Below are 16,551 nucleotides of genomic sequence, written 5' to 3' on the forward strand. Positions count from 1 at the left end.
CGCGTCGTGGCGGACGTACTCTCCGATCGCATGCATGGGAGCGCTCCCGCAGTTCGCCGACCCTTCAGGAGGTGAGGCCGCTTCGACGTGGCCACCGCTCGCGCGTACGACGGCGAAAGCCGAGACCAGGCAAGACCTGCCCCTGCGAGGGCACGCCCGGAAAGCAGCACACGGCCGGCCGGGGGGGGGGGGGGCCCCCCCCCCCCCCGCCCGGGGGGGGGGGGGGGGGGCCCCCGGTGTTCTGGGGGTGTTTGGGGGGGGGCGGAGGGGCGGCGCGGGCGCCCGCCGCCCCCCCCCCCCCCCCGCCCCCCCCCCCCCCCCCCCCGGGGGGGCCCCCCCCCCCCCCCCCCCCCCCGGGGGGGGGGGGGGGGCCCCCCCCCCCCCCCGCCCGGCCGCGTTTCGGGCGGGGTCAGCCGCAGGTGATGTCGGTGAAGGTGGGGGCCGACGATCCGGTGGCGAGGAAGCCCGCCTCGGCCGAGGCGTTCGGCGCGAGCGAGGAGTTCCACTGGGCCGCGTGGATCATCGCGGAGGGGCCGCTCTGCATGTGCGTGCCGCCCCAGCTCTGACTGATCGTCACGCCGGACGGCATCATCCACTGGACGTACCAGTTGTTGAGCGGCGTCGTGCCGGTGTTGGTGATGGTCACCTTGCCCTGGAAGCCGTTGCCCCAGGTGCTGGTCGCGGTCACCGTGGCCCGGCAGGAGGACGGCCCGCCGGTGACGGTCGGGGTCACCGTGGGCGTCACCGTCGGGCTGGAGGTGACGGTGGGGGTGACGGGCGGCTGGGTCTGGTTGGGGCCGACGCCGGTCACCTGACCGTTGCCGCCGTCGAAGACGACGTCGGAGCAACTGTAGAAGTTCTCGTTGCTGTCGGAGCGGATCCAGTGCACGAAGATGATGTGCCGGCCGCTCTTGCCCGAGGGCAACTGCGCGTCCCAGTAGTAGTAGTTCAGGCCACCGGGCGGGCCCGACTGCGGCGGGTTCGTGACCGTGTTGAACTTCTCCAGGTCGCTCCACTTCAGCGGGGCGTTGGGGTTCCAGCCGTTCTTGGTCACGTAGAGGTCGAACCTGCCGGGGTGGTGCGCCCAGTTGCTGTGCCGCCACTGGATGGTCGCGCCCGAGGTCAGGTGGGTGGTCGGCCAGTCGGTACGCGCCGCGTTGTACGCCGCGTACTTCGTCGTGCCGGCGCCGCAGATCTCGCCGTCGGGGATGAAGCCCGACGTGCGCCCGGCGGCGTCGGAGCGCAGCACGCCGTACCAGTCGTACAGCGGCTGCTGGCCGCCCGAGGCCACCGCGGCCTGGCAGGCGGGGTTGTAGGGGATGATCTGCCCGTTGTCACGCAGGCCGTCCTGGTAGCACAGCCAGGTGCGGCTGCCGGGGACCATGGTGGCGCCGTGCGCGTCGGCCTCTCTCGGCACGGTGATGATCGCGACCACGACCGCGACCACCGCCGTCACGGCGACCACCCACAGACGGTGTCTGCCGGTCAGCGCCGGGATGGTTCTCGATGTCAACTCTTTCCCTTTCGGGGGGCGGAGCCGTGGGACGGCCCCGGATGGGCGCGGCCGCCTGCGCCCGGCACCGATCGAGGGGAAAGACGCGCGAGATCGGGCCTGGGTGGCGTGCGTCGCCGCCGTACTGCCGCACGCCCTCCTGCTGCGGCCGCCCGGTAGCGTCAAAAGCAGCATCGAAGAGCATCAAGGCCGTATCGCTCGCGTGATGACATTGAAACACGGTCGCCGCGATCGGCACAACGGGGTCGCGCCACCGCGCTCCCGGCGCCGCGTCACTCCAGGCCGAACTCCCGGTAGGCGCGGTGCTCGATCTCCGTCCTGCGCGGCTCGTAGAGCCGGTAGAAGTCCTTGCCGCACTCCAGGTCGTCCAGTGCGTCCCGCACCTCCCTGGCGAGGTACGGCCTGGCCTGCTCGATGGTGAGGTTCGGCTCGTAGCGGGCGCCCTTCGGCGCGTCGAAGGCCACGCGCTGCTCCTCGGGGATCGGCTCGCCCATCGGCTCCTTGATCGCCTCGAACGCCTCGCGTCCCCGGGAGGCGAGCGCGGTCGGGGCGGCGGAGCCCACGGCGTACCCCTTGGCCCTCAGGCACGACGCCATCGCCGCCGCGCGCTCGACCAAGGCCGGGTCGCGGTCCAGCTCGTGCGACAGCAGCCGCCGGGCGTACGCGGCGGCCTGCTCGAAGTGGTCGCGCATGGAGGTGACGTCCTTGCCGTAGACCCGCTTGACCGCCTCCCGCAGGCAGGTCTGCTCCGCCTCCTCGTACGCCCGTGCCTGCGCCCGCGACAGCGAGGACCTGATCGCGGTGTTCGGGTCGGGGGAGGGGTCCTTGGGCGGGTTGTCCGGCTTGACCATGGGGTTGCCCATCTCGATGGGATAGACGTAGATGTCGAAGACCCCGTGGCCGTGCTTGTGCCGCCACGTCTTCATCGCCTCGTAGTCGCCCTCGGCGCGGCGGCGCTCCTCGGCGGTCGGCTCCGGGGAGGTCCTCACGTAGGGGATGTAGGTGAAGCCCTCCCGGTTCATGCACGCGGCCTTGATCTCCTCCATCCGGTGCCGTCCGTCGTCGCCGGCGGCGGAGGGCCGCGGGCCGGGGGCGGCCGAGGACTGCCCGGCGGCGGAGATCGTGAGCAGGGCGAGCGCCCCGGCGATGATGAATGTGTACGAATGTCTGGACATGAATGGCCCCGTTCGTGGCTGACTGTGGTGTGCGGTGCGGTCAGAGGGTGTCGTGCCGCCTGGTCCGGTGGGCGAGCACGGCCGCTGCGGCGGCCGGGAACGCCAGCAGGGCGAGGTGGGCCAGTTCGCGCGGCCCGGCGTACGGGAGGTTCTCGGCCAGCTCGGCGCACTTGGCCAGCACGTAGACCGCGGCGGCCAGCGACCAGCGCGGGTCGCCGGTCACGTGACAGGCCCACACGGCGAGCAGGAGCAGCGCGACCTCGGCCAGCAGCCTGGCCGGGGTGCGGGTGGGATCGGCGTTCAGGAGCAGCGGGTCCTGCGCGGCCGGCGCCAGGGGCGGCGCGAGCAGCCACCACCGCCACGACCTGCGCCGCAGCGGGACCCGGCGCGCGGCCAGCACGGCCAGGCCGAGGAAGGCCAGCGCCCAGGCCGCCACCGGCGCCACCGGCCCGCCGCCCTGGTACAGAGCCGGACCCTCGCCCCACGGCGCGTCGGGGAAGACCGGCAGCAGGGTGCCGTCGGGCCACGGGCGGCCCAGCGCGATGGCGCCCACCCTGGCGGCGACGAGCACCATCAGCGGGAGGGCGGCCACCGCCCACCCGTTCAGCACGGCCAGCGTGGCGAGCCCGGCCAGGCCGGTCCACACCGGGATCGAGCCGGCGTACGGCAGCAGGGCGGCGAACCCCGCCACGACCAGGACGGTGACGCCGAGGTGGAGCCCGTCGGCCCAGGCGGGCCCGGTGGCGGCGCGCTCGGCCCTGGCCCGCAGCCCGCCGTGCACCAGGGCGACGGCCTCGGCGAGCGGGGGAGTGGCGCGCCCGGGGGCGGCCGTCTCCAGCAGCGTGCCGATCAGCTCCTCGCCGTGCGCCGCCCGGTAGCCGGGCGGGTAGGCCAGCAGCAGCCGCCGGTACCGCCGCTCCAGGGCGCGCACGTCCGCCCCCGCGGTGACGTGCGTGCCCAGCCCGCTGGTCATGTGAAGGCCGATCCGGGCAGCACTCTGCTGGTGACCACCGAGGCGGCCTGCTGCATGCGGCGCGCCTCCGCGGTCACCAGCGCGCGGCCGTCGTCGGTGAGCCGGAAGTACCGCCGGGGGCGGCCCTCGACGACCTCCTCGCGCTCGACCGCGATCAGGCCCTTGGCCGCCAGCCGGTCCAGCGCGCCGTACAGCGTGCCGACCGGCAGCTTCACCCGGCCTTCTGACAGGCCGAGCACGTGCTTGATGATGCCGTGCCCGTGCAGCGGGCCGTCGAGGAGCGCGGCCAGGATGAAGTAGGTCGGCTCGCTGACGGCGGGAGAACCCTTGACCATGCCCACGACCATACTTCGCCGCACGAAGTATGGTCAAGCGCGGGCCGTCGTCCCGTGCCCCGGCATGGAGGCGCCCCGGGCGCTCGCGGTGCGCAGGATGGGGACGCGAGCGCCCGGGGCGGGGTGGGCGCGAGGGGGAGGCGCCCAGGGGGTGGGCACGGGGGATGCCCGGGTGGGTGCGAGGGGAACGCCGGGGGGGCGGAGGCACCCTGGGGGAGGTCAGGCTCCGGCGGGTTCGGCGGCGTCGAGGTCCTTGGACAGCAGGGCGGCCAGGGACTCCAGGGCCTCCTCGGCCCCGGGGCCGTCGGCCTCCAGGGTGACCTCGGTGCCGTGCGTGGCGCCCAGGGACAGCACGGCGAGCATGCTGCTGGCCGGGACGGGCTTGCCGTCGCCGACCCGGATGCGCACCGGGGCGCCGGTCTTGGCCGCGGCCTGGACGAACAGCTTGGCGGGGCGCGCGTGCAGACCGCTGCTCGCGGCGACGACGACTTTTCTCTCGGGCATGCAGCCCTCCTTCTCGGTCAGGGTTCGACCTCGGTCAGGGTTCGACGGTGACCTTGATGGCCTCGCCGCGGGTGACGATGCCGATGCCGTCGAGCACCCGCTCCAGCGGGAGCCGGTGCGTGATCAGGTCGGCCACCGGCACCGCGCCGTCGGCGATGAGCCGCAGCGCCTGCGCGTTGTGGCGGGGGCTTGAGCCGTTGGCGCCCACGATGGTCAGTTCGCGGTAGTGCATCAGGTTGGAGTCGCACTGGATGATCGGCGCGTCCTTGGGCAGGCCCCCGAAGAAGCTGATCCTGCCCTGCCGCGCCGCCATCTGGATCGCCTGCTGCTGCGCCGCCCCGGACGCCGCCGCCGTGATCACCACGTCCGGGCCCCGGCCGCCGGTCAGCTTGAGCACCTCGTCCACCAGGTCGCCCTCGCCGGCGCGGATCGCCTCGTCCGGCCGGACCAGGTCCGCGGCCATGGCCAGCCGCTCGGCGTTGATGTCGGCCAGGAACACCCGGGCCGCGCCGCGCGCGCGGGCCAGGCGCACGTGCAGGCAGCCGATCGGGCCGGAGCCGATGATCACCACGTCGTCGGCCTCGCCGACCCGGGCCAGCTCCTGGCCGTTGAGCACGCACGCCAGCGGCTCGGCCACCGACGCCTCGGCGTACCCGATGCCCTCGGGGACGCGGTTCAGGCCGTCCACCGCGAGCACCTTCGCCGGCACCGTCATGTACTCGGCGAAGCCGCCGTCGTAGTGGTAGCCCATCGACTCCTGGTTCGGGCACACGGTCATCCGGCCGCGGCGGCACTCCTCGCAGGCGCCGCAGGGGATCGCCGCGATGACCTGGACCCGGTCGCCGGGGGCCCAGCCGGCCACGCCGTCGCCGACCTCGGCGATCTCCCCGGCGATCTCGTGCCCCATGACGCGGGGCGGCCGGATGTGGTGGTGGCCGAACTTGTAGATCTTCGCGTCGGTGCCGCAGGTGGAGCAGTTGCGGACCCGGATCTTGACCTCTCCCGGTCCGGCCACGGGCTCGGGGGCGTCCTCGATGCGGATGTCCCCGGGCGCGTGGAATCGGGCGACCTTCACTGGTTGGCTTCCTCTCCGATGGGTTGGAGCAGGCGCAGCACCGCGCCCGTCTCCGTGGCCTCGCGCAGTTCGCGGGCGCGGTCGGGGTCGAGCAGGATCTGGGCCAGCTCCGACAGCAGCCGTACGTGGCCGTCGCCCCGGGCCGCGATGCCCACGCACACGTCCACCCGCTCGCCGCCCCAGTCCACTCCCCCGGGGAAGCGCAGCACGCAGATCGCGTCGTGGTGCACCACGTCCTTGCCCGCCAGCGTGCCGTGCGGGATCGCGACGCCCTCGCCGACGTACGTGGACACCGAGCGCTCGCGCTCCAGCATGGTGTCGATGTACGCGGCATCGACCGCGCCCACGGCGAGCAGGGTCTCGCCGCACTGGCGGATCGCGTCCTCGCGGCTCGCCGCCGTCGCGTCCAGCCGTACGGCGCGCGGGTCGAGGGGCAGCGGCGCCACCTCAGGCATCGACGGTGCCGCCCTTCTTGATGGCGTTGACGACCTTGGTCACGGCCGGGTCGCCGATGAAGACCTGGAACGGCACCAGCGGCTTGTCCGGCGCGGTCTTGCGCGCCCGCTCGGCCAGGCCGACGTGGCACAGCACCAGGTCGGCGTCCGCCGGGATCGAGTTGACCGGCGTGTGCACGACCTCGATGCCGTGGCCCTTGAGCTGCTTGCGCACCGTGGAGGCCAGCATCACGCTGCTGCCCATGCCGGCGTCGCAGGCGATGACGATCTTCTTGATGTCCTTGCTGTCCATGCTCGCCATGGCGCTCTATGCCTCCTTCATGACCGGCGCGCCGTCCTTGCGCGCGCCGTTCCGCTCGTGTGCGTCCTCGCCCTCGGCGCCGGTCTCCGCCCCGGCCTCGCTCCTGGCCTCGCTCTCGCTCGTCGCCTCGGTCTCGGTCTCGGCCTCCGCCGGGGCCTCGTCCTCGTCCGCGGGGGTGTCGCCGGACGCCTTGCCGAAGCCCAGCAGCACCGCGCCGACCAGGAAGGACACGCCGGTGGCGATCAGGACGCCGAGGATCACCCCGAAGTAGCCGCCGCGCGGGGTCATGGTCAGGTAGGCGAAGATGCTGCCCGGCGACGGGGTGGCCACCAGCCCGGCCCCCGTGATCATGAAGGTGAAGACGCCGGCCGCGCCGCCCGCGATGACCGCGAGGATCATGCGCGGCTTCATCAGCACGTACGGGAAGTAGATCTCGTGGATGCCGCCGAAGAAGTGGATGATCGCGGAGGCGGGGGTGCTGGCGCGCAGCATGCGCGGGCCGAAGAACATGTAGGCCAGCAGCAGGCCGAGGCCGGGGCCGGGGTTCGACTCCAGCATGAACAGGATCGACTTGCCGGTCTCGGCCGCCTCGGCGACGCCGAGCGGGCCGAGCACGCCGTGGTTGATGGCGTTGTTCAGGAACAGCACCTTGGCCGGCTCGATCAGCACCGACGCCAGCGGCAGCAGGTTGTTGGTCACCAGCCACTCGACGCCGTCGCCGGCCACCTCGGTGACGCTCTCCACCACCGGGCCGATGGCCAGGGCGCCGGCGACCGCCATCGCCGCGCCGACGATGCCGGCGGTGAAGTTGTCCACCAGCATCTCGAACCCGGCCTTGGTCCGGTCCTGGACCAGCCCGTCCACCAGCTTGATGATGTACGCGGCCAGCGGGCCGATGATCATCGCGCCGAGGAACATCGGCGCCTCCGCGCCGACCACCACGCCCATCGTGGCCACCGCGCCCACGACGGCGCCGCGCTGCCCGTGCACCATGCGCCCGCCGGTGTAGCCGATCAGGATCGGCAGCAGCATCCTGATGATCGGGTTGACCAGCTCGTTGAGCTGCTCGTTCGGCGCCCAGCCGGTGGGGATGAACAGCGCGGTGATGAGACCCCAGGCGATGAACGCGCCGATGTTCGGCATGATCATCCCGGCGAGATAGCCGCCGATGCGCTGGATCGTGGCCTTGACTCCGGTCCCCTGTACTTCGGGTGTGTATGGGGAGGCCATCGTGTTTCTCCTTCCGGGGCGGCCGGCGCGATGAAGCCGGTCAGGTGTGGGTACGTGCCGCTGTCAGCCCCCGGACTGCAGCGGCAGGGTCGGATCGGCTTCCCTGATGCGCACCAGGTCGCGCCTGATGTCCTTCGAGCGCGGCATGCGGCTGCCGGGCAGCGCCACCGCGGCGGTCGCCCAGGCCAGCGCCTCGACCAGGGCGCCGCGGCCACGGGCGCCCGCGGCCAGGAACCCGGCGAGCATCGCGTCGCCCGCGCCGACCGTGCTGCGCGGCTCGGCCACCGGGCACTGGCCGAACCACACCCGCTCCTCCTCGGCGTCGCCCTCGACGAGCACGGCCCCGTCGGGGCCCAGGCTGGCCAGCACGGTGCGCGCCCCCATGGCGCGCAGCTTGCGGGCGGCGTCGATGGCGTCGCCGAGCGTGGCGATCCGCACGCCGGTCGCCTCGGCCAGTTCCTCGCGGTTCGGCTTGATCAGCGCGGGGCCCGCGCTCACCGCGGCCAGCAGGGCGGGGCCGCTGGTGTCCACCGCCACGTGGATGCCGGCGATGGCGAAGCGGGCGCACAGCCGGGCGTAGACGTCGCTGGGCACCTCGGGCGGAAGGCTGCCCGAGGCCACGACCCAGTCGGCGGAGTGGGCCGCGCCGAGGACGGCGTCGGCCACGGTGTCGAGCTCGGCCGGCGACAGGGCCGTGCCGGGCTCGTTGATCTTGGTGACGGTGCCGTCGGGCTCGGCCAGCGTGATGTTGGATCGTGTGGGGCCGGAGACCGGGACCGTGATCATGTCCAGGCCCTCGGCCGACAGCAGCCCGATCAGGCGGCGGCCTTCGTCGCCGCCGTACGGGATGACCGCGCAGGACGTGATCTGGTTGGCCAGCAGCGCCCGCGAGACGTTGACGCCCTTGCCGCCGGGGTCGAGGTGGGCGGCCCCGGCGCGGATGACCGCGCCCCGGGTGAGCGCGCCGATCTCGATCGTGCGGTCCAGGCTCGGGTTGAGGGTGACGGTGAGGATCATGCCCGCACCACTTCCGGGCCGGCGGCGCCGATCTCGGCCACGGTCGCGTCGTCCAGCCCCGTATCTGTGATCAACACGTCGATCTCGCCGATCGCGGCGAAGCGGGCGAGATAGGTGTTGCCGAACTTGGTGTGGTCGGCCAGCAGCACGCACCGCTCGGCGGCGCGGACCATGGCCCGCTTCATCGCCGCCTCGGCCGGGTCGGGCGTGGTCAGGCCCTTGGCGACCGAGCAGCCGTTGGTGGCCATGAACGCCACGTCCACGTTGAGGTTGGACAGGGGGTGCAGGGCCCAGTCGTCCACGGTCGCCAGGGTGCGCCCGCGCACCCGGCCGCCGAGCATGATGACGCTCAGGTTGGGGCGGGTGGCGAGCGCGGAGGCCAGCGGCGGCGAGTTGACGATGACGGTGAGCTCGCGGTCCAGCGGCAGCACCTGCACCAGCCGGCCGGTCGTCGAGCCCGCGTCGATGATGATCGAGCCGTCCTCGGGCAGCTCGGCCAGCGCGGCCTTGGCGATGCGCTCCTTCTCGGCGGTCATCACTTCGTCGCGGGTGGCCAGCGCGGGCTCGAAGCCGAGCCGCTCGACCGGGATCGCGCCCCCGTGCACCCGCCGCAGCACCCCGGAGCGCTCGAGCGCCGTCAGGTCGCGGCGGATGGTCTCCGTCGTGACCTGGAACTCCTCGGCCAGGGTCACCACGTCAACGCGCCCGATGGCCCGTGCCCGGCGCAGGATCTCCTGCTGTCGCTCCTCGGCGTACATCGTGTGGGTTCACCGCCGTTTCAGCGTGGTTTCGTCTTTGTTTATACCCGTTTACGTTGGGCGTCAAGAGGTCCGGGAACGCGAAAACGCCCCGGGGTTCCCGGGGCGTCGCGGCGTGGTAACGCGGTGTCGAGGCTGCCCGTTCGGTCAGGGACGCAGGTCGTTGGCCGTGCGCAGCACGTCCGGCGCGGTGAAGGCGGCCGGATCGACCGCAGCGGCGGTGGTGACCGTGAACGTGGCCGACTCGCCGGGCAGCAGCGTGACCAGGGCCCGGTCGGCGGCGGCGTCGGGGGCCACCCGGTCGGCCAGCAGCGTCACGTCCTTGGCCAGCGAGGCCGCCGTCACCGTCACCTCGTAGCCGCCGGCGGCGGCGCGGGCCACGGCGGTCAGCGGCGCGGGGTCCAGCGCCAGGTCCACGTCCTCGGCGTAGAACCACAGGGCGCGCTCGCCGGTGGCCAGCTCGGCGACCAGGAACTCGGCGGCCGGGTCGGACGGCTCGGCCACCTCGGCGGGCAGCGCCGCCGTGACCGCGCCGCGGGCCGCGGCCCGCAGCTCCACCGCGGCCTGTGCGGGCACCACGCCGCCGAGCGTCATCCGCCGCACCGTGGCGGTGGTCTCCAGCGGCTCGGCCACGTCGTTGTGCACCACCAGGGCGGGTGCGCCGTCGCGCGGCTGGATCGTGGCCAGCCGGCCCGCGTACGCCCGGCGCAGCGCGTGCCACAGCGGCTTGCGGTGCCCGTGCGCGTCCACCGCGGCCCAGGAGACCACCGGCCAGCAGTCGTTGAGCTGCCAGACGATCGCGCCGCTGTTGAGCGGGTACAGCGACCGGAAGTGCTCGATCCCGTACGCCACCGCCCGCGCCTGGTTGAGCTGGGTGGCCCAGTGCCAGTCCGCGATCGAGCGCGGCTCGGGCAGGTGGCCGCGCAGCCCCCGCTCCAGCTTGCCGTTGCCGTCCTTCGCCTTCTGGTGCACCAGCATGGTCGGGCCGAACGGGCTCGGCGGGTCGTCGTGCACCACCGAGGCGAGCGTGGACCACGCGGGCGGGCCCTGGAAGCCGAACTCCGAGACGAACCTCGGCCTGTAGTCGCGGTACGCCGTGTAGTCGCGTGTGTTCCACACGTCCCAGATGTGCACGGTGCCGTGGGCCGGGTCGTTGGGGTGCAGGTAGCGGCTGAAGGAGTACGGGCTGCCCGGGGAGTACGGCGTGCCCGGCGCCAGCTCGGCCACGATCCGGGGGAACAGCTCCATGTAGTAGCCCTCGCCCCAGGTCAGGCCGCCCAGGCGGGAGCGCCAGTTCCAGTCGGCGTAGCCCCAGATGTTCTCGTTGCCGCCGTTCCACAGCACCAGGCTGGGGTGCGCGGTGAGCCGGGTGACGGCCTCGCGCGCCTCGGCCTCGAACTCCTCCCACAGCGGGGGCTCCTCCGCGTACGCGGCGCAGGCCAGCAGGAAGTCCTGCCAGACCATGATCCCCAGCTCGTCGCAGATCTCGTAGAAGTCCTCCGACTCGTAGATCCCGCCGCCCCACACCCGCAGCAGGTTCATCTCCGCGGCCACGGCCTCGCCGATCGAGCGCTCCAGCGAGGCCCGGGTGATCCGGGGCAGGAACGTGTCGTCGGGGATCCAGTTCGCGCCCCGTACGTACACCGGCTCGCCGTTGACGACGAACGTGAACGGCGAGCCGGCCTCGTCCGGCGCGACGTCGATCTCGACGGTGCGGAAGCCGATCCGGCGCGACCACGCGTCCAGCTCCCGCCCGCCGGCCGTCGCCAGGGTCACCTCCAGCGGGTACAGCGGCTGCGCGCCGTGGCCGCGCGGCCACCACCGCTCCACCTCGCCCGCGTCGAGCACGGCCTCGGCCGCCTCCGCGCCCGGCGCCACCGTCGCGGTCACCATCGCCGTCACCCCGTGCCCGGCGATGCGGGCCGTCAGCGTCACCGGGACCGGCTCGCCCTCCCACTCCAGCCCGGCGGCCACGGTCACCGTCCCGTGTTCGCCGTGTTCACCGTGTTCTCCGTGTTCTCCGTGTTCGCCGTGTTCACCGCTGAACGAGGTGAGCGGGCGCACCGACGCCAGGCGCGCCACCGACCAGCCCTCGATCCCGATCCGGCGCCAGATGCCGGCCGTTACCACGTCCGGGCCCCAGTCCCAGCCGAAGTTGCAGGCCATCTTCCGGATCGCGTTGTACGGGTGGTGGTTGGTGTGCGGGCGCGAGCCGAGGACCCGCTCCTGCTCCCGGGCGTACTCGATCGCCGAGGCGAAGCGCACCCGCAGCTCGTTGCGGCCCTCGCGCAGCAGCCCCGACACGTCCCAGCGGTGGCCGCGGTGCTGGTTGAAGGTCCGGCCGACCTCCCGCCCGTTCAGCTCCACGACCGCGACGGTGTCCAGGCCCTCGGCCACCAGGTCGTGGCGCGACTCGCCGCCGGGGCGCCAGTCGAAGGCGGTCGTGTACTCCCAGGCGGTCAGCCCGATCCAGGCCAGACGCGCCTCGTTGTCGCCGTCGTACGGGTCGGGGATCAGGCCGGCGTCGAGCAGGTCGGTGTGGACCACCCCCGGCACGCGCGCGGGCACGCCGGCGGCGAGCTTCGCCGCCAGTTCCGGCGGCACCGGGCCGCCCGCCGCGCGTACCGTCCAGCCCTCGGCCAGCTCCATGTAGCTGCTCATCGATCCCTTCTTCACGTATGCGTACGCGGTGCGTTCCAGGCGCGTACCGACAGCCGCGGCTCGCCCGGGGCCTCGACGGCGACCCGGCGCTCCTCGCCCGGCCGCAGGAAGAACCCGTTGTCCTCCAGGTATGCGCCGTAGCCGTGCGGGAACCCGTCGATCACCACGTGCGCGGCCGGCACGTCGCCCGCGTTGCGGACCACCAGCGCGCCCGGCTCCATCCGGGCGGCCAGCTCCGTGCGCGGCAGGGTGAGCAGCGGGGCCGGGCCCGGCTCGGCGTACGCCGCGATCAGCTCGCGCGGGTCGGCGGCCTCCAGCTCGGCCATCGGCCGCGCCTCGATGGCGCGCACCCGCTCGCTCTTGGGCCGGGCGTTGAACCAGTACCACTGGTCGGACAGCAGCGCCCCGCCGGCGTCGCGCAGCGCCACCGCCAGCAGGAACACCTCGCCCCCGTGCGCCTCCGGGCCGGCCTCCAGCTCGAAGGCGGCCACCCGGCCGTCGCCGGGCACGGTGACCCGCTCGCGCCGCTCGCGCACCGGCCGCAGCCTCGCGTCGTACACGGTCGCGGTCGCCTCCGCCCCGCTCAGGACGTGCGGGGTGTCGTTGGCGACGTGCACCACCGCGCGGAACGGCTCGTCCGCGCCCCACTCCAGCCGCTCGTACGCCGCGAAGGCCGCGCGGGCGCGGCAGAACCGGCGCGCCTGGTAGTACGACAGCTTGGGCACGCCGTAGAAGTCCACCACCGACCACGACGCGCCCGGGAACAGGTCGGTGAGCTTGTAGAACAGGAACGCGCTGGTGTGCGTGCCGCTGCCCGCCCGCACCATCTCCGAGGCGAAGCGCAGCGCCTCGCCCTGGGCGACCTGGCTGTACTCCGTCATCTCCGCCCACGACGTCACCGGGCCGTAGGACGCGTACCTGAGCTGTTTGACCAGGTCGAACAGGCCGAACTGCGACTGGTGCTGCATGATGCCGCCGTCGGGCGGCGGCGGCCAGGCGGCCAGCTTCTCCGGCGGCAGGAAGCGCGGCACCGACTCCAGGTTGGGCTGGCTGGACAGGCCGTACTCGCCGTAGACGACCGCGTCCACGGCCCGGTAGCCGGAGTCGATCGGCTCGCCCTCGTGGTAGACGCGGTAGTTGTGCGCGCCGCCGCCCCACGGGCTGGTGCGGTGGAACGGGCGTGAGGGGTCGAGCTGGAGGCAGCGCCGGCCCATCAGCACGTGCGGCTCGTCGGCGCCGGTGGTCTCGGCGTTCTCGTTGCCGCCGCCCCACAGCAGCAGCGAGGGGTGGTTGCGCAGGTCGCGCACCACCCGCGAGACCGTGCGGTCCAGCACGTTCAGGTCGGTGACCGGGGCCTCGGGCAGCCCGAACGACAGCGGGAACTCCTGGTAGACCAGGATGCCCATCCGGTCGCAGGCCCGGTAGAACTCCTCGCGCTCCACCATGCCGCCGCCCCAGGCGCGCAGGATCTGCAGGTTGGCGCGGCGGGCGAGCTCCAGGATGTGCGCGTCCTTGGCGAAGTCGCCGCCGAGGAACGGGTCGGTCCAGCACCAGTTGGCGCCCTTGAGGAACATCCGGCGGCCGTTGACCACGAACTGCCAGCGGTAGTGCTCCTCGCCGGGCCAGTCGGGCACCCCGGCGGTCTCGACCGTGCGGATGCCGAACTCGGTGGTGACCGCGCTGCCGGGGCACTCCAGGGTGAGGGTGTGCAGCGGCTGCTCGCCGTAGCCCATCGGCCACCAGACCTCCGGCGCCTCCACCGTGATCGCGGTCTCGTACCGGTTGGGGCCGCGCCGGGCGGCGACCGTGTTGCCGAACGCCCGCTCGCCGATCCTGCCGGTGATCTCGATCTCGCGGGCCGAGCCGGTGTGGTTGACCACGTCGTAGCGCACCCGCAGCTCGGCCAGGCTCCCGTCGGCGGCGAGGTGCTCGGTGCGGACGAACACGTCGCGCAGCTCGAAGTCGGGCACGCACTCAAGGCGCACGTCACGCCAGATGCCCATGCTGATCAGGTGGCCGTAGTGCCAGCCCCACCCGGGGCTGCCCTTGGGCACGCCGTGCCAGTCGCGCGGCGGCGGGAAGATCCGCACCACCACCTCGTTCTCGCCGCCGTACCGCAGCAGATCGGTCACGTCGATCTCGGGGCCGCCGAACATGCCGGTGTGGTGGCGCAGCGGCACGCCGTTGACGTACACGGTGGCGGCGTAGTCGATGCCGTCGAAGGCCAGCCGGACCCGGCGGTCCCGCCACGGCGCCGGCACGGTGAAGCTCCTGGCCAGCCACCACTCGCGCTCCTCCACGCGGGTGCGGCGGAAGTGCCAGGGCCACTCGGCCGGCACGCCGTGGGCGGTCAGCTCCTCGTAGGTGTTGGCGTCCCACAGCGGGTCGGGCAGCTCGCCCGCCGCGACCAGCGCCGCCTGCACCGTGCCGGGCACCGTGGCCGGGATCCAGCCGGAGCGGTCGGTGTCCTCGCGCCACCACGACGGCGGCGCGCCGGTGGGCTTGCGGCCGGGGGCGGCGGTCCAGTGCTCGATGGAGAACTGCCTGCGCGGCTCGTGCCCGGCCATGCGCCACTCGCCGTTCAGGCTGATCGGCGGCACGACCTCGGGGGCGGGGCGCGGCGGGGCCTCGGTGGCGGGCACGGACTCGACGGGCAGCGCGGCGTACGCCTCGGCGCCGTCGTCGCCGCTGATCCGGGCCCGGGTGAACAGCTCGCGCTCGACGTCGTCGAGGAAACGGGGCTCGCTCACTACTTGACCGCACCCGCGTACAGGCCGCTGACGAAGTAGCGCTGCGCGAAGACGAACAGCAGCAGCACGGGCAGGCTCATGATCACCACACCTGCCATGATGTTCCCCCAGTCGGCGAGGTACTGCTGCTTGAAGTACAGGACGCCGGTGGTCAGCGTACGCTTCGTGGGGTCGGTGAGGAACAGGTAGGGCACGAGGTAGTCGTTCCAGATCGACACGCCCATGATCACCCAGTACGTCACGATGGCCGGCCGCGACAGCGGGAAGAAGATGCGGAAGAACATGTGGAAGTAGCCCGCGCCGTCGATGGTCGCCGCCTCGACGATCTCGCGCGGGATCTGCCGCATGAACGCCGCCATCAGGAACACCCCGAACGGGATCGCGCCGGAGATGTACACCGCGACCACGCCGGCGTAGCTGTCGATCAGGCCCAGGCTGCGCACCACCCGGAACTGCGGGATGATCGCGAGCTGCATGGGCAGGAAGATGCCCGCCGCGAGCAGCATGTAGAACGCCGAGCCCAGCCGCCCGGCCTTGCGCACCACCGCGTACGCCGCCAGCGCCGCGACCAGCGTGCTCACCACCATGCTGATCAGCGTCAGCGCGAGGGAGTTGACGAACAGCGGCCCGAAGTCGCCCTGCACCCAGGTGGTGAGGAAGTTGCCCAGGGTGGGCGACAGCGGCAGCCCGGTCGGGTTCTGCAGCACCTCGGTGTTGGACTTCAGCGAGGTCAGCAGCATGATCAGCAGCGGGTAGACCATGGCCGCGCACAGCACGATCAGGACCAGGTGGCGCGGCGCGCTCCTGGCCAGCTTCCTGGCGGTGTTCATCGGCCGCTCACCTTCCCTTGCCGACCTGGCTGTCGAAGCGGTTCTGCAGGTACGCCACGCCGACCAGCGCGACGATCACGACCACGGCCATCGAGGACGCGTAGCCGAAGTGGTTGTAGGCGAACCCCTCGTCGAACACCCGGGTCATGTACAGCTCGGTCGCGCCGCCCGGCCCGCCCTTGGTCATCAGGTAGACGGTGTCGAAGGCGCGCAGCGCGCCGTTGACCGCGAGCACCAGCACCAGCGCGGTCGTGGGCCGCATCAGCGGGATCGTGATGTGCCGCAGGGTGTGCCAGGCGTTGGCGCCGTCCACCCGGGCCGCCTCGGTGACCTCGGCCGGGATGGTGGACAGCCCGGCCATGAAGATGACGATGCTGAAGCCGATGCTGGACCAGATGTCCACCAGGATCACGCTGTAGAGCGCGAGGTCGAAGTCGCCGAGCCAGTCCTGGGCCAGTGAGCCCAGCCCGAGGTCGCGCAGCGTCGTGTTGATCGTGCCGGAGGTCGGGTCGAACATGAACGACCAGGTGAACACGATCGCGACCGGGCTGATCACGATGGGCGCGAAGAAGATCGCCCGGTACACGTTGCCCAGGGCCATCTTCTTGTTCAGCAGCACGGCGATGCCGAAGGCCAGCACGGTCTGCACGACGATGCGGAAGAAGGCGTAGATCCCGGTGTTGACCGTCGCGTTGAGCAGGTCGGGGTCGTCGGTGAACATCCGCATGAAGTTGTCCACCCCGACGAAGCTGCTCTCGCCGGTGAGGTCGCGGGCGTCGGTCACGCTGGCGAGGACGACCTCGATGATCGGCCACAGCGTGAAGACGCCGTAGAGCAGGAGGGCGGGGGCCAGGGCGATCCAGAACTGGGATCTCGCCCCCCGCCTGGCCGGTCTGCCGCCGGCGCCGGCCCTGATGGACACCGACGGCCGTGAGGGCGTTTGCACCGCCATCCGGGGTTTTTCCTCTCTTGCG

At 72.7% G+C, this 16,551-nt stretch carries 15 protein-coding genes; all 15 read right to left on the bottom strand.

The features are described 5' to 3' along the window. Positions 1–409 precede the first annotated feature (409 nt). A complete protein-coding gene (locus tag HNP84_RS05600; protein ID WP_246517814.1) occupies positions 410–1,513 on the bottom strand; it encodes a lytic polysaccharide monooxygenase auxiliary activity family 9 protein in 1,104 nt (367 codons plus the stop codon). Between the two features lie 272 nt (positions 1,514–1,785). Further along, a complete protein-coding gene (locus HNP84_RS05605) occupies positions 1,786–2,688 on the bottom strand; it encodes a hypothetical protein (protein ID WP_185048265.1) in 903 nt (300 codons plus the stop codon). A 40-nt stretch (positions 2,689–2,728) separates the two neighbouring features. Next, on the bottom strand, positions 2,729–3,661 hold the full coding sequence (locus tag HNP84_RS05610; protein ID WP_185048266.1) for a hypothetical protein: 933 nt from the start codon (positions 3,659–3,661) through the stop codon (positions 2,729–2,731). Further along, on the bottom strand, positions 3,658–3,996 hold the full coding sequence (locus HNP84_RS05615; RefSeq protein WP_185048267.1) for a PadR family transcriptional regulator: 339 nt from the start codon (positions 3,994–3,996) through the stop codon (positions 3,658–3,660). Before HNP84_RS05615 ends, HNP84_RS05610 begins: the two co-directional genes overlap by 4 nt. A 219-nt stretch (positions 3,997–4,215) precedes the next feature. Next, on the bottom strand, positions 4,216–4,500 hold the full coding sequence (locus HNP84_RS05620) for an HPr family phosphocarrier protein (protein WP_185048268.1): 285 nt from the start codon (positions 4,498–4,500) through the stop codon (positions 4,216–4,218). Positions 4,501–4,534: 34 nt separating this feature from the next. Continuing rightward, positions 4,535–5,575 carry a zinc-dependent dehydrogenase gene (locus tag HNP84_RS05625; RefSeq protein ID WP_185048269.1) on the bottom strand — a complete coding sequence of 347 codons (1,041 nt, stop codon included), beginning with the start codon at positions 5,573–5,575 and terminating at the stop codon, positions 4,535–4,537. Next, on the bottom strand, positions 5,572–6,030 hold the full coding sequence (locus tag HNP84_RS05630; protein WP_185048270.1) for a PTS mannitol transporter subunit IIA: 459 nt from the start codon (positions 6,028–6,030) through the stop codon (positions 5,572–5,574). Before HNP84_RS05630 ends, HNP84_RS05625 begins: the two co-directional genes overlap by 4 nt. Next, positions 6,023–6,331, bottom strand: a complete 309-nt coding sequence (locus HNP84_RS52590) for a PTS sugar transporter subunit IIBC family protein (protein ID WP_246517815.1) — start codon at positions 6,329–6,331, stop codon at positions 6,023–6,025. Before HNP84_RS52590 ends, HNP84_RS05630 begins: the two co-directional genes overlap by 8 nt. Positions 6,332–6,337: 6 nt before the next feature. Then, complete coding sequence (gene mtlA / locus HNP84_RS05635) at positions 6,338–7,561, bottom strand: mannitol-specific PTS transporter subunit IIC (protein WP_246517816.1); 1,224 nt, start codon at positions 7,559–7,561, stop codon at positions 6,338–6,340. Between the two features lie 63 nt (positions 7,562–7,624). Further along, complete coding sequence (gene pfkB, locus HNP84_RS05640; protein ID WP_185048271.1) at positions 7,625–8,578, bottom strand: 1-phosphofructokinase; 954 nt, start codon at positions 8,576–8,578, stop codon at positions 7,625–7,627. Continuing rightward, complete coding sequence (locus HNP84_RS05645) at positions 8,575–9,336, bottom strand: DeoR/GlpR family DNA-binding transcription regulator (RefSeq protein WP_185048272.1); 762 nt, start codon at positions 9,334–9,336, stop codon at positions 8,575–8,577. Before HNP84_RS05645 ends, pfkB begins: the two co-directional genes overlap by 4 nt. 147 nt (positions 9,337–9,483) lie before the next feature. Then, positions 9,484–11,997 (bottom strand): glycoside hydrolase family 2 protein, encoded by a 2,514-nt coding sequence (locus HNP84_RS05650; RefSeq protein ID WP_221335879.1) that lies wholly within the window; start codon positions 11,995–11,997, stop codon positions 9,484–9,486. 11 nt (positions 11,998–12,008) lie between these two features. Continuing rightward, positions 12,009–14,747 carry a glycoside hydrolase family 2 protein gene (locus tag HNP84_RS05655; protein ID WP_185048273.1) on the bottom strand — a complete coding sequence of 913 codons (2,739 nt, stop codon included), beginning with the start codon at positions 14,745–14,747 and terminating at the stop codon, positions 12,009–12,011. Then, on the bottom strand, positions 14,747–15,577 hold the full coding sequence (locus HNP84_RS05660; protein ID WP_185048274.1) for a carbohydrate ABC transporter permease: 831 nt from the start codon (positions 15,575–15,577) through the stop codon (positions 14,747–14,749). Before HNP84_RS05660 ends, HNP84_RS05655 begins: the two co-directional genes overlap by 1 nt. A 7-nt stretch (positions 15,578–15,584) precedes the next feature. Beyond that, entirely contained in the window at positions 15,585–16,529 is a 945-nt protein-coding gene (locus HNP84_RS05665) for a carbohydrate ABC transporter permease (protein WP_185048275.1), read from the bottom strand. Positions 16,530–16,551 lie beyond the last annotated feature (22 nt).

Source organism: Thermocatellispora tengchongensis (assembly GCF_014202315.1).
Lineage (GTDB): Bacteria > Actinomycetota > Actinomycetes > Streptosporangiales > Streptosporangiaceae > Thermocatellispora > Thermocatellispora tengchongensis.